This is a genomic window from Bizionia argentinensis JUB59 (assembly GCF_000224335.1).
GTDB classification, from domain to species: domain Bacteria; phylum Bacteroidota; class Bacteroidia; order Flavobacteriales; family Flavobacteriaceae; genus Algorimicrobium; species Algorimicrobium argentinense.
Genome location: NZ_AFXZ01000050.1, coordinates 1 through 13297 on the forward strand (window position 1 = coordinate 1; position 13297 = coordinate 13297).

Annotated in this window: 13 protein-coding genes; 12 read left to right on the plus strand and 1 reads right to left on the minus strand. The window is 31.4% G+C overall.

All coding sequences use genetic code 11. The features are described 5' to 3' along the window. The first annotated feature begins 460 nt into the window (after positions 1–460). The 10 genes from BZARG_RS12085 to BZARG_RS12130 all read left to right on the plus strand — a co-directional run bounded on the left by BZARG_RS12085 (position 461) and on the right by BZARG_RS12130 (position 9413). Positions 461–1174 (plus strand): hypothetical protein, encoded by a 714-nt coding sequence (locus tag BZARG_RS12085; protein ID WP_008638855.1) that lies wholly within the window; start codon positions 461–463, stop codon positions 1172–1174. 3 nt (positions 1175–1177) lie between these two features. Continuing rightward, the gene (locus BZARG_RS12090) at positions 1178–1372 is read left to right on the plus strand and encodes a hypothetical protein (protein ID WP_008638888.1); all 195 of its coding nucleotides are present in this window, start codon (positions 1178–1180) and stop codon (positions 1370–1372) included. 1089 nt (positions 1373–2461) lie between these two features. After that, a complete protein-coding gene (locus BZARG_RS12095; RefSeq protein WP_008638824.1) occupies positions 2462–2806 on the plus strand; it encodes a DUF3024 domain-containing protein in 345 nt (114 codons plus the stop codon). Continuing rightward, positions 2799–3224 carry a UPF0158 family protein gene (locus tag BZARG_RS12100; protein ID WP_008638919.1) on the plus strand — a complete coding sequence of 142 codons (426 nt, stop codon included), beginning with the start codon at positions 2799–2801 and terminating at the stop codon, positions 3222–3224. Before BZARG_RS12095 ends, BZARG_RS12100 begins: the two co-directional genes overlap by 8 nt. A 74-nt stretch (positions 3225–3298) precedes the next feature. Continuing rightward, positions 3299–3835 (plus strand): hypothetical protein, encoded by a 537-nt coding sequence (locus tag BZARG_RS12105; RefSeq protein ID WP_008638873.1) that lies wholly within the window; start codon positions 3299–3301, stop codon positions 3833–3835. A gap of 539 nt (positions 3836–4374) precedes the next feature. Next, positions 4375–5022: an RluA family pseudouridine synthase gene (locus BZARG_RS12110; protein ID WP_008638883.1), complete on the plus strand. Its 648-nt coding sequence runs from the start codon at positions 4375–4377 to the stop codon at positions 5020–5022. 212 nt (positions 5023–5234) lie between these two features. After that, complete coding sequence (locus tag BZARG_RS12115; RefSeq protein ID WP_008638851.1) at positions 5235–5636, plus strand: hypothetical protein; 402 nt, start codon at positions 5235–5237, stop codon at positions 5634–5636. 97 nt (positions 5637–5733) lie between these two features. Then, positions 5734–6663 carry a TolB-like translocation protein gene (locus tag BZARG_RS12120; RefSeq protein WP_008638878.1) on the plus strand — a complete coding sequence of 310 codons (930 nt, stop codon included), beginning with the start codon at positions 5734–5736 and terminating at the stop codon, positions 6661–6663. 644 nt (positions 6664–7307) lie between these two features. Beyond that, on the plus strand, positions 7308–8294 hold the full coding sequence (locus tag BZARG_RS12125) for a hypothetical protein (protein ID WP_008638895.1): 987 nt from the start codon (positions 7308–7310) through the stop codon (positions 8292–8294). Between the two features lie 354 nt (positions 8295–8648). Further along, positions 8649–9413, plus strand: a complete 765-nt coding sequence (locus BZARG_RS12130; protein ID WP_008638881.1) for a CDP-alcohol phosphatidyltransferase family protein — start codon at positions 8649–8651, stop codon at positions 9411–9413. Between the two features lie 30 nt (positions 9414–9443). On the opposite strand, the gene BZARG_RS12135 is transcribed toward BZARG_RS12130, so the two are convergent. Further along, complete coding sequence (locus BZARG_RS12135; RefSeq protein WP_008638877.1) at positions 9444–10418, minus strand: hypothetical protein; 975 nt, start codon at positions 10416–10418, stop codon at positions 9444–9446. 335 nt (positions 10419–10753) lie between these two features. Between BZARG_RS12135 and BZARG_RS12140 the strand changes: the two genes are divergently transcribed. Next, complete coding sequence (locus BZARG_RS12140; RefSeq protein WP_008638882.1) at positions 10754–11011, plus strand: catalase-related domain-containing protein; 258 nt, start codon at positions 10754–10756, stop codon at positions 11009–11011. A 314-nt stretch (positions 11012–11325) separates the two neighbouring features. After that, a complete protein-coding gene (locus BZARG_RS12145; RefSeq protein WP_008638836.1) occupies positions 11326–13233 on the plus strand; it encodes a S9 family peptidase in 1908 nt (635 codons plus the stop codon). Positions 13234–13297 lie beyond the last annotated feature (64 nt).

Below are 13297 nucleotides of genomic sequence, written 5' to 3' on the forward strand. Positions count from 1 at the left end.
CAAGTTTGAATTTAAGCAGGCAGGAATAGTTTTAGAATTTGATTCTAATAATAAACAAATGACTTTAAAACAAGGTGGAGGAACATTTAAACTTACGAAAGAATAACTTCTGGTAACACCGGTAACCGTTGCACAACGCCCTAAAACCAAAATAAACGAACGCATTTAAGCACTTTTTTAAGACTTCCTATTTTCTTGTGGGTGCTATTTACATAAATCTTGGTTGTCTTAAATTGAAGTTTACTCAGCTTTGAGGTATATAGAGAATCGAGATTATAGCTTAATTTTATCTTGAAAAATAAATAGGGCAATTGATTTGGCTGGTTTATTAAGACCAAATATCAAGGGGAATGGAGATATCAATAACGAAGTGAAAAATAAAAAATGCGTAGTTTAGCGCTAATCAAAATGAAGCAAGTCTGCACTTCTGATTTACAAAATTACTGTAAACAATATCTATATGAAGAAAATGCTTAAATACATTAGTCTTATTCCCTTTCTATTTTTTACGATTTTTATTTTTAGCCAAAAAAATAAAGATCAAAATAACTTGGTTTCAAATGAATCTTATAATCTATATAAACCAAATAACACACAGGCTGTTTTACTATTATTTGGTTCATTTCCAGAAGATGCTGCGAGTATTGAAAATGAATTCCCTATAACAGATTTAGCAAATGAGAAAAACGTAGCAGTTGCATATTTAAACTTCAATCGAAAACTATGGCTCGAAGAAAGTGAAAAACCTCAATTAGCAGTTACTATTAAAGACTTGTTTATAACAAATAATTTACCGACAGATAAAATCTATATTGGCGGATTATCCAGTGGAGGAAGCCTAGCTCTATTAATCGGTAATTTTCTTTCTCAAAATCTTGAATACAATTTAAATCCCTCTGGAGTGTTCGTGGTAGACTCTCCAATTGATCTGGCTGCATTATTTCGTATTGCAGAAGGAAATATTAAAAGAAATTTTTCGGAAGCTTCAGTAGGAGAAAGCTCATTTCTATTTAAATATTTTAATGAGCAACTTGGAAATCCAAATGAAGAAATAGCACCTTATGAAAAATATTCTGCATTCACTTATGAAACTCAAAATTTTCAAAATTTAAAAGAATTAAAGAACACCAAACTTCGTTTTTATACAGAACCTGATAAAACCTGGTGGAAATAAAATATGGGTGTCGATTATAAACAAATGAATGCTTTTCATATAAAAAGACTAGCAGATTTTTTGACTTCCAACAACTATAAAAATGTGGAATATATTCCAACTCAGAATAAAGGATATAGAGCAAATGGTGTACGTCATCCGCACAGCTGGTCTATAGTTGACAAAGAAGAATTACTTCAATGGATGTTACAGGAATAAATACAGTTTACAACTTCGGTAAAACCCATATAGTGGGTGTTTCCGTAAAACCCTAAAAAGATGATAAGTAAATTAAAGAAAAAAGAATATTTGAAAGTTGCTTTAATTCTAATAACATTTATTGTCGCTTCAGCTATATTTTCAGATTGGGAACATTTTAAAGATGGATTATTTGGATAAAATTAATTTATCACTCAAATCCTGAATAAAATTAACAGCGGACTTTTTAGCTTCTTTGATTAATTAAAAGCTGAATTGAAAAGTAAAACCCAAACTGAATGCGGAATTTTGCAAGTTGCAGAATATGAGAAGCAATATGGTATCCTTGAACACTTGAAATTAATGGAAAGTCCGAATCTTTTTCATTGAATGATATTTCTTATAAATATTTAGAGGTTTTATATAATATTGGTTTGATAAAACTGATAAAGGAATATTCTAAAAAAGAAATGGACGATGAGTTTGACAGGAAGACATACCGAATAGTAAAAGCAGATAACACGCTTTACAAATTATGAAACAGATAGTTTATCAAATATTGAGATAAACCAAACAGGCTATTTATCTACAAAGACTTGAATCGTTGCGCGTTTTACAAGTAAGTATTTACGGGAATAGTTGGCTATGATTTAAGTTTACAGTCTGAAACCCAAAGAATGCATTTGAGCACTTAACAAGATCCTTTGTCAAGTTAAAAACATAAAATAACACATACATCATTCGGATAAAGGCATGCAACATTGCTGCAATCTAAACCGAAATGCTAAAAATTAAAAAGATTAGGAGTTAGTATAACAGATTATTATTATTATTATTATTATGAGAATGCCTTGGCTGAACCTGTAAACGGAATATAAAAGAACGAGCTCTTTATGGATCAGATATTTGCGAACGTGCCCCAAACCAAGAAGGCTTAAAAAAAACACAAGTAATTTACACAATCAAATAAGATTAAATTTATCTTTAGACTTTAAAACACCGAATATGGTTTTCATTATTTGCTAACGGACGGTTTAATTACCAACGTAAAATCAATTAACCTGCAGCCATATTTCAAAACTATACATGCAGAAAAAAAACCTGGATTAAATGAAAAATACTACGATTGACATTAATGAATCAACTATAAAAAAGTACGTAGAATCATTACGTCCGGAAAATCTGGAAATTAGAGAACAAGTAGATGTAGGCTATTCATATGACGGAAAAATCGTGATTCTATTTGAAATTCGACCCGACTGGAATGACCGGAAAAAGAAACAACAATTTGATTTTGCTAAAATTCGTTATTACAAAACAAGAAAAGAATGGAATTTATATTGGATGAGAGCAAGTGGCAAGTGGGAGATTTACGAGCCATTTCCTGTATCTACTCATTTAGAAAAAATAATTAAAATAATAAAAGAAGATAAACACAGTTGTTTTTTTGGATAATACAATACAAAATATCATTAAGAAAATTGCGCAAGAATTGGATAGCGGATTTGACTGCTATTATAATTCCAAAACTAATGAAATTGTTTCTATTCCGAGCTTCTCACAATTCTTGGAGGAAGAAGAATTTAAAGAGGATTTTCGAGATGATTTAAAAAAAGTGGAAAATCAAAAAGCAGATTTTATCAAATTTGATGTTTTAGAAAGTTTTGAGTCATTTAAAATTATGGAGCGATTTGTTGAGCAACTACCCGACAAAAACCTTAAGTCGAAATTAGAAAATGTTTTAGCAAATAAAAAGGTCTTTCAGAATTTTAAATATAACATAGATCATTCAGATTTCAGAGAAAAATGGTTTGATTTTAAACAAAGTGAGTTAGAAAAAATAGTCGAAAATCAATTAAACAGCAGGAAGTAACTACACAACACCGTTTTTAATTAATCATCTGACTCTACTACATGTAACTAACCAAAAACCCCTAAACAAACAATATGAAAGACAAAATATTTAAATACACAATCCCAACCATGCTTATTATAAGCTTAATAGGATATGTACTTATAAAAACTAATAATTTAGATGAAAAACAGACTAATCTTTTTGAGATTATTTATAAAATCACCTTAATTATTGGATTGATTTTTATTCTTTATAAAAGTACCTTCATTAAAGAGAAATTTAATCTAATTCTTAAAACATTTGGAATACTCTTTCTTATAGTACTAGGAATGAACTTATTAACCGAATTCGAATTAATTGAAATAAACGTATTGAAATATGCTCCCTATTTCTTGATTGTTTCCTTACTTACAGTTTATCTATATTATTTTATGAAGAAAACAAATAAAACACAACTCGATTATTTAAAGGTCGCTTTTATAAGCACTTTAATGATCGGCACATTAGTAAACTCTATGAATTTAGTCTCTGACATATTAAAATATGCAACTAGTACTATATTATGGCTTACAATTTTAGTTATGCTATTTAAAAATCCCGAAAGTGAATCTAAAAAATTAAGTACTTAAGCTGAACACCGCTTAAAACTAATAGCTTCCTCTTAAATTTACATTCTTATCGGAAATACTCGCTCCCGATAGCAAACGGGATGATATTCGGTTTTCATGAAATAAATTAGTTACTCAAAATATCATGCACAAAACCATTCTACTAAATTTCAATCAATTTTATAAATAAGCCAGAATCACTTCTCAATGGAGTGGTTTTTTCTGGTTAAAAATGATTTGATTTAAGAATACCCAAATTTTAATTTGAATTTATTAGATTTGGTATCTATACTAGGGACATCTGCTTATTTCTATAAAAATCCCGTTTAAAAAACTATATCATTACACCTACTGAATCTCATATTGTTCCGCAACTGCAAACACCTATTCGACTCCAAGAATATGGCGTAGGTATTTTCCATGCTGCTTTAACAAAATCAGCATTAAAAAAAGCACTAAAGAAGCAGTATGTAACGGTAAATGGTGTTATTGCTACCTCAGCTACTTTTATAAATGGTGGAGAATGCATTAGTATAAGCGTTTTAAAAGACGTCAGCCAAATGAAAAAACTGATCTTTCATCTTGACGTATTATTCGAAGATGAGTATTTGGCTGCTATTCATAAACCTGCTGGCATTTTGGTTAGCGGCAATAATTTTAAAACCATTGCCAATGCATTATTTCAAAACCTAAAAAGAAGTAATCTTCCCGATGCAACGATACCAAAACCGGTTCACCGATTAGACTTTGCTACAACAGGTATTTTATTAGTTGGGAAAACGGAAAGTAGCATTCGTGCACTCAATAAATTATTTGAAAATAGAGAGATAAAAAAAACCTACTACGCCATTTCTATTGGCGACATGGAGGTTAACGGTAAAATCACTTCCGAAATCGATGGTAAAGAGTCACAATCGAATTACACAGTTTGCGAGTCAGTTGCGTCACCAAGATTTGGCAAACTCAATTTGTTAAAGTTAGAACCCGAAACAGGAAGACGCCATCAATTGCGTAAACATCTCTCCCATATTGGAAATCCTATTTTAGGAGATAAAGATTATGGCATTGATAATCTAATTTTAAACGGTAAAGGTTTGTACTTGCACGCCTACTCTTTAAAATTTATTCATCCTTTTACAAATGAAGAAACCTATTTAATAGATCCATTTCCTACCCGATTTAAAAAAATATTCACGCAAATAAAATAGATAAAACGGCTGTCATATTTATATGTATACGGCATATGTTAATCTTTTATACCCCACTCTATGTATACCATAGATCATCTTTAATACCCCTCACTTCCAAAAATAAAATTACACTCTTTTCTTATCGGTGGACCGTTCTTATTAGCGCAAAATAAAAATAGAGTTTGGTTTCAAAAAAATGTTTAGTTTTGGAATTAAGACTAAAATTAAATATGGATCATTTAAACAAAAACATAAGCACCGCAAAACAAAGACATGGCTGTGTAACGGCTTGGCTAATTTTAATGATAATTGTTAACGCCTTAACATCATTATCATACCTTTTGGCTGGAAATACAGTATCTCAAAACCTTGGAGGTGACATTTCAAATTTGATGATGATTGTTTTGGCACTTATAGGAATTGCAAATGTTATTTTCGCCGTATTATTATTTCAATGGAATAAAATAGGTTTTTGGGGGTTTCTCGGCACCAGTTTAATTGCTTTATTTGTTAATATAAATATAGGAATAGGTATTGGCCAATCCTTATTGGGTTTGCTCGGTATTGTCATTTTATATGCTGTTTTACAGATTAAGAAAGACCATGTTCCGGCGTGGAATCATTTAGGATAAAGAATTCTGCTAGTTTAAAATTAACTTTTTTAGCAGACAATATAAGTCCATTAGCTTTTAAACATGGATAAGTAACTAATTTCAAGAAAATAAAACCATGTTAAAAATTAGATTAATAATTGCATTAATTTTAGTTTCAAGTTCAATTATAGCTCAAAATGAAAAGAAAGTTATTCAATTTGATAAAAAGCTAAATCAATTTCATAATGTTCGTGATTTCTCAATTTCTACCGATGGCTCTGAAGCCTTTTTCACGATACAAAGTCCTAATGCCGAAATCTCACAGCTAGCCTTTATTAAAAAGAAAAATAACGAATGGTTAGAACCAGAACTATTACCTTTTTGTGATTCCTATATGTATTTAGAGCCTTTTTTATCAGGCAATGGAAATCGACTCTTTTTTGTTTCCGATAGACCGCTAGATAGTTCCTCTATTGCTAAAAAGGACTTTGACATTTGGTATGTTGATAGAGATAATAAAGACGGCAAATGGTCGGAACCTAAAAATTTAGGAAAACATATAAATTCAGATCTAGACGAATTTTATCCTACTGTTAGTAACAACAATAATTTATATTTTACAATGGACGCTCCTAGTGGATTAGGGAAAGACGACATATACTTTAGTAGATGGGAAAACGGGAAATATCAAAATCCTGTTTTATTAAATGAAAATATTAATAGTGCTGGCTACGAATTTAACGCGTTTATTTCCAAGAATGAAGATTTTATCTTATTTTCAAAGTATAACGAAAAAGACGGTCAAGGAAGTGGTGATTTATATATTTCTAAAAAAGATGAAAATGAAAATTGGGCGAAGGCAAAAAATCTAGGTATTCCAATTAATACAAAATACATGGAATACTGCCCGTTTTATGATGAAGAAACGCAAACATTATATTTTACAAGTAAACGAAATAATATTGTTCCTAAAAGTTTCAATACTATTTCTGAATTTAAAGAGTATATTGATACAAGTAAAAACGGATTAAGCAGAATTTACAGAACTCAATTAAAAATTGAATAAAAATGAATTCAACCTTAATACGTATTTAATAAACACTTAAATTTATACACACAAATTTTAAAAAAAGATATTATGGCTAAAAGTAAAGATGCAAAGAAGAACGTTAAAAAAGAAGCTACAAAAACACCTAAAGAAAAGAAAGAAGAAAAGAGATTAAAGAAATCTAAATAACATTAATCGCATTCTTAAAAAATCACCAATATGCTGTTTGTAATTAAGTTTTACGCAACAGCTCAAAACAAAAATGTTATAAACCTGTCTCTTATGGTACTTAAGGATTCTCCAGCCTCTTGCCTGTAGACAGGTTCGTTTTATATTTTCTAAATTAGTTAACAACTCTTTAACGAATTATGCTCGTGAGAAACATATCTAAACTTCCCAATACAGTGGACCAAATTTGTACATAAGCACTTTTTTCTTATAATTATTTTGAAGATAAAATATAGTTAGTTACAAAAAATAATAAAACAACGTCCATTAGCTTACTTCATTCCATAGTCTCTAAAATTCTCCGGATCTAAGTCACTCCATTTAAAATGGTCATATTAAAATTTTTATTGCGTTTTTCTATTAGTTTGTTAATATATAGGTAACAAAACCTGTCTTATTTGGATATAAGTACATATAACCTAAAAGAACAGATTATGAAAACTAATATTTTATTATTAACTATATGCATTATAACTATATCCAGTTGTGACTCTTCTTCAGACCCAATTACGCCAGTAGTTGTTCCAAATACTTTTAATCATTTATATATTGAAACTCAAAATACAGGTGCCTTTGCCTGCAATGAATGGGAGTTTAATGAAGATTTCGGAACTTCTCCAGCAGGTTTTAAAAGAGACGACACTTTCTTGCCAGCAACTTTTGGAACTAGTTTAAGAATGACCCAATCTTCTGCTTATTCTAAAATTAATATTCAAGGTGCAAAACGATATGTAGTTTCCACAGGAGACAGAGTACTCGTATATGATGCTTCGTCTGCAACAACTCCTGCTCCTTTGGAGTTCCCAATTCCTCATATAAATGCCATGGAATTTATAAATGGCCGTTTTTTTATGGTTGTAAATTATGAGTTAAGAGAATATGATGTTTTAACTATGACGGCAATGACTACATTCAATCCTATTCAGCTTTTGCCTACTGCGCGTTGTTCTAACATGACTTCTAAAGGTGATTTCTTGTATATAATTGCGAGTCATAATTTTTATAAAATTAATACCTCTGGAGCAGGTTCTCTTGCTCCTTCTTATCCAAAGCAACTTACTTTAGAAACTAGAGATGGTTTAGAATATATAAATAATCCAAATCCTGCATCGCCTTCTCACGATACATTTTATTTAGTTAGAGAGGATACCTCAACAAAACAATTAGTTAAATTCGATGAAGCCACAGGCGTTGAAACTGTTGTTGCAGACTTGACCTATACCTTCACTTCAAACGGCAGTAAAATTTCAGCAGTACTGGATTATGAAACAGAATACTATTATATCTACAGTTTAAATTCTCATGTATTGAATACATCTACGGTTACGGCAATAGATTTAACCCCAAATTCAGGAATAGTAACACCAGTATCTGTTGACGTCGTTCCAGGTTATTATTTTGGTGTCCAGTTAAAGGATTAAATCTTTTTAAACGTTATTTTTAAATCTAATATTTTACCAATTTACAACGCTGTTTGTATTTAATTTAAAAAGAAAAGCTCTAAAACGAAAACCGTCATACCTGCGTGTTGGTAAAAGAGGGTCTGTATTTCTAGACACGCAGATATGCTCGGTTTTAATTTGCTCAATTAATTATTTATATACGTTCTTAATCTTACGAATTAAATAATATTTCACTTACAGAACAACATCAAAATATAATGCTGAATTTTAAGTATTATTCCTTTCTAAAATCAATTTATAAGCTCTGATTTAGTTCTATCTTTGCGCTTATTTATTTTGGTATATTCCGCACTACATTTTTTAAGACATTACATGTCCAAATTACCCAAAGAACATAAGTTTTTAGATCTTTCTGATTATGGAAGACCAATAGCTAAAATCATTGCAAATGCATTAAAGCATACTAACTTCACACCTATTCATGTAACTATTAGTTTTATAATATCGGGGCTAATAGGTATTTGGTGTATTCTAGAAGGGTATTATTGGCTAGCAGCTTTCTTTTTAATTTTGAAGTCTATTTTAGATGCTGCGGATGGTGAGTTAGCTCGAGTGAAACAGAAACCATCTTATACGGGTCGCTTTTTAGATTCGGTAGCAGACATTGTATTAAATGCTTTAATCTTTATTTCTATTTGGTATATTTCTGATACCGCTTTTTGGATATGCCTTTTAGCTTTTTTAGGTTTACAATTACAAGGTACTCTTTACAATTATTACTACGTTATTTTAAGAAATAAATTTGATGGTGATACAACCAGTCGCGTATTTGAAAATGACACGCCAATAGCTTTGCCAGGCGAAAAACAACAGCATGTAAATACACTTTTTGCTTTGTATAAACTACTTTATGGCTCTTTTGATAAAACCATTTATATGCTAGATAGTAACGCAGATCAAGGTAAAATCTTACCAACTTGGTTGATGACCTGTATTTCTACATTTGGTTTAGGCTTCCAATTACTTATTATAGCTATTATGCTAATATTAGAGCTAAAAGCATTTATTCTTCCGTTCTTCTTAATCTACACCCTTATGGTTTTTGTTTTTATCGGTATTCGGAAAGTTTTCTATTAAAAAATAGATTTATTATAGATGAATAAACTTTTAAAACGGTAAAGCAATCGTTTCTGGATTAATAAAGTTTTCATTAAACGGGTTTTCAAGAAAGCTTAACGGCGGTTTCTGAAACTTAAGAATATCCTCTCTTTCAATACCGTAAACCTGCCAATAATTGGAAAGTAATTGCGCAAATATATTTTCATCCCAAAACCCAAAAATAGGTTCTTTTCCATCCGTATCAACTTCTATGGTAATACCAGTATCACGGCTTTCAACTTTGTAGTTCGGTTTATATTGTAATATATAATCAGAATAATGAAACCTAGCGTACAACTCTTCAAACTGAACGGGGTGTAACACGTGCCCTTCCATTTTATCGAGGATTTCTTTTTGCTTCTCCCCGATTACACCATTATCTTGTAAACAGGCAATAAAACCAAAGCCGTTAACACCAAATTGTAGCATTAAGTTAATAGCATCGTCCCGATAACTAAAAATATCAGCAGAATATTTAAGAGGAAATACCGCAATGGTCCAAGGTTTTTTCCCAACGAAAGTAATCGGTTCAATCAGCGACTGTAGCATTAAGTGAAAATGCCCAAAACGTTCCTTCAGCGCAGAAGAAAGCTCAAATTCCTCTCCTCGTTTTAAAAGTCTATCTCTTTCGTAAGTCATTTCATAATATAACAGACCATAAACCATTCTACCAGACCACTGAAACAGTAATTCCTCATCCAGCGATGCCATGCCTTCAAAACCATTTTTATAAGCAGCCTGAACTTTTACATCCAATGCTTCAAAAGCTATTTTCACTTCTGAAGTACACGGTAATTTAAGATCTGAATAGTTATAAGTTTTAGCTTTGTCCATCATCTCAATTCGCTCATCACCCAATTTAAAATGATCCATAAGCCACTGCGGGAAAACGGTAATATTCTCATTGGTCAAAGCTCCTGAAAGGAAGCAAAAATGTTCATCGAAAATTAAATCCTTGAAAGGATTAAAAAGTGGTTGAGACATAACTATTCGGAAAGATTTAGTTTTTATTTTTTTACAAATATAGCCATAAACTATTGTTTGCTTTGTTCGATTTGCATAGAATTTATTGATTAGATATATGTCAATAGAACATGAGGTATTATTAATATCTCAACAAGTCGATACCAAATGAAAAATATAATATTTCCGATTACGCAACTGACCTTCAAATCTTAACTGAAACTAAAAAAAAAGGCGCTTAAAGTGCAACGTAGTTTTTATCAACATGTAAAAAAATGCTTATTTTAGTGTTTGATTAACTGAAAATTCAATATTACGGCCAATGGCGAGAACAAAAAAAATTCACTGAACCTTCCTTGGAATTAGAAGGTGCTGCATTTCATTATGACCATCGTGAAGACGAAGATTATTACACACAACCTGGAAATCTTTTTAGAATTATGACAGCCGAGCAACAACAGGTATTATTTGAAAATACCGCTGCAGAAGTTGGTGGTGCTGAAAAATTTATTAAAGAAAGACATATTAAAAACTGTTATAAAGCCGATCCAAAATATGGAGAAGGCGTTGCAAAAGCATTAAATATTAACATTACTGATATAGACCTTTCTTAAATAAAATAGTTATTCGATACGTTGTAATGTTATTTTAATACAACATAAAAGTGCGTGTTTGTTTCTTTAGATTTTGCTGAAAAATCTCATCAAACAAACACGCATCTTTTATAAACAAAAACTGTTATAACCTATTTATAATGCAAGACCATTGATCGCAATTATTTTCTTATAAGTTATTGGTATCTATTTTTTAACTAAAAGGAAATTCATAAATTCACATTCTGTAAAAAAAGTGTTGACTTCCAGGAAAATCTTAATTTTTCTATAAAACCAACAATGAGCAAATCACATATCCATTAAAAAAAACCCTTATGAAAAATAAATTTTTAATTTTCAGTTTAATCTTGAGTAGTAGTTTCATGATAGCACAACAAAAAATGACGCCCGAATTATTATGGCAAGTAGAACGATTAAGCGTAATGGGTTTGAACCAAGAGGGATCGACAATCTTTCTTGAAATAAAAACGCCCAATATTCAAGCGAATATCTTCGACTCTAAATTCTTTAAAATGCCGGTTTCCGGTGGAGAATTAGTCGAAATTAAAAAAGAAGATGTCCAAGCGAAAGATAAAAATGTATCATCTAACGGGAAACACAAGTTATTTCATAAAGAAGTTCATATTGAAGATATTAAAGGAAACGACCTTTATAAAAACCTAGAAGATGCTAATGTGTATGTTTTTGACGATTTAGATATTCGTCATTGGGATACTTGGCAAGATGGAAGTTACAATCACTTATTCTATAAAAAAGAAGGATCGGACGATGAAACTGGCATCGATATTATGCAAAACGAACCATATCATACACCGCAACGTCCTTTTGGTGGAGATGAAGATTACATTTGGTCGCCAGACGGAAAATCCATTTACTACGTTAGCAAAAAACTAAAAGGTAAAGCTTACGCGACTAGTACGAACACCGATATTTACAAATACGATCTGGATTCTAAAACCACAAAAAACATTACAGAGGATAACAGCGGTTACGATACCAATCCTGCTTTTTCTGCCGATGGTACTTTGGCTTGGTTGCAAATGAAAACCGATGGAAATGAAAGTGATAAAAATGATATTGTTGTTTTAAATAATGGCGTAAAACAGAATTTAACAGCGAACTGGGATGGCACCGTTAACAGCTTTTTATGGCATAACAATGGAAAAGACGTTTATTTTACTGCACCTGTTGATGGAACAATTCAACTTTTTAAAGTAAATTATCCTGGTAAAAAACGAATTGCTCCAGTTGTTGAACAGCTTTCAGAAGGTCAGTTTGATGTTACCAGTATTATTACACAAGATAATAATTCTCTTTTAGTGACAAGAACAGATATGAACCATGCAGCTGAAATTTTCAGTTTTAATTTAAAAAATAAAAGCTTTAAAGCCTTAACTAGTATTAATGACGACTTATATAATAGCATCGATTTACCACAAGTTGAAAAGCGCTATGTAACGACCACAGATGGCAAGCAAATGTTAGTATGGGTTATTTTACCACCTAACTTTGATGCTTCTAAAAAATATCCAACATTATTATATGCACAAGGTGGTCCGCAATCGCCATTAAGCCAGTTTTATTCTTTCCGCTGGAATTTCCAGTTAATGGCTTCGCAAGGTTATATTATTGTAGCGCCAAATCGTCGTGGAATGCCAGGACACGGTGTAGAATGGAATGCAGCTATTAGTAAAGATTGGGGTGGCCAAGTTATGGACGATTATCTTTCTGCCATTGACGATCTTGCAAAAGAGCCCTATGTGGACAATGACCGTTTGGGAGCAATTGGCGCTAGTTTCGGTGGCTATTCCGTATTTTATTTAGCGGGAATTCATGAGAATCGTTTTAAGTCTTTTATTTCCCACGATGGTGTTTTCGATACCCGAAGCATGTACGGAACTACGGAAGAGTTATTCTTTGTAAACAATGATTTTGGCGGTTCATATTGGGATAAAAGTAACAAAGTCGCACAAAAAGCTTACAATGAGTTTAACCCAATTACGCATGTATCAAAATGGAATACGCCTATTTTAATAATTCAAGGCGGAAAAGATTACCGTGTTCCAATTGAGCAAGGTTTAAGCGCTTATCAAGCAGCACAACTTTTAGGCGTAAAAAGTAAATTAGTATATTTCCCTGAAGAAAATCACTGGGTTTTAAAACCACAAAATGCGCAGGTTTGGCAACACGAGTTTTTTAAGTGGTTGCAAGAAACACTTTAAACTATTATTGTGCGCATCCATAAGAGTTTTAGATGCGCACTTTTTTTTACTTGCAAAAAATGTT

Coding starts and splice junctions, on each gene's coding strand:
- BZARG_RS12105 (WP_008638873.1), top strand. CDS start 3,299: ATGAAAGACAAAATATTTAAATACACAATCCCAACCATGCTTATTATA.
- BZARG_RS12130 (WP_008638881.1), top strand. CDS start 8,649: ATGTCCAAATTACCCAAAGAACATAAGTTTTTAGATCTTTCTGATTAT.
- BZARG_RS12090 (WP_008638888.1), top strand. CDS start 1,178: ATGGGTGTCGATTATAAACAAATGAATGCTTTTCATATAAAAAGACTA.
- BZARG_RS12095 (WP_008638824.1), top strand. CDS start 2,462: ATGAAAAATACTACGATTGACATTAATGAATCAACTATAAAAAAGTAC.
- BZARG_RS12145 (WP_008638836.1), top strand. CDS start 11,326: ATGAAAAATAAATTTTTAATTTTCAGTTTAATCTTGAGTAGTAGTTTC.
- BZARG_RS12120 (WP_008638878.1), top strand. CDS start 5,734: ATGTTAAAAATTAGATTAATAATTGCATTAATTTTAGTTTCAAGTTCA.
- BZARG_RS12115 (WP_008638851.1), top strand. CDS start 5,235: ATGGATCATTTAAACAAAAACATAAGCACCGCAAAACAAAGACATGGC.
- BZARG_RS12085 (WP_008638855.1), top strand. CDS start 461: ATGAAGAAAATGCTTAAATACATTAGTCTTATTCCCTTTCTATTTTTT.
- BZARG_RS12135 (WP_008638877.1), bottom strand. CDS start 10,418: ATGTCTCAACCACTTTTTAATCCTTTCAAGGATTTAATTTTCGATGAA.
- BZARG_RS12125 (WP_008638895.1), top strand. CDS start 7,308: ATGAAAACTAATATTTTATTATTAACTATATGCATTATAACTATATCC.
- BZARG_RS12110 (WP_008638883.1), top strand. CDS start 4,375: ATGAAAAAACTGATCTTTCATCTTGACGTATTATTCGAAGATGAGTAT.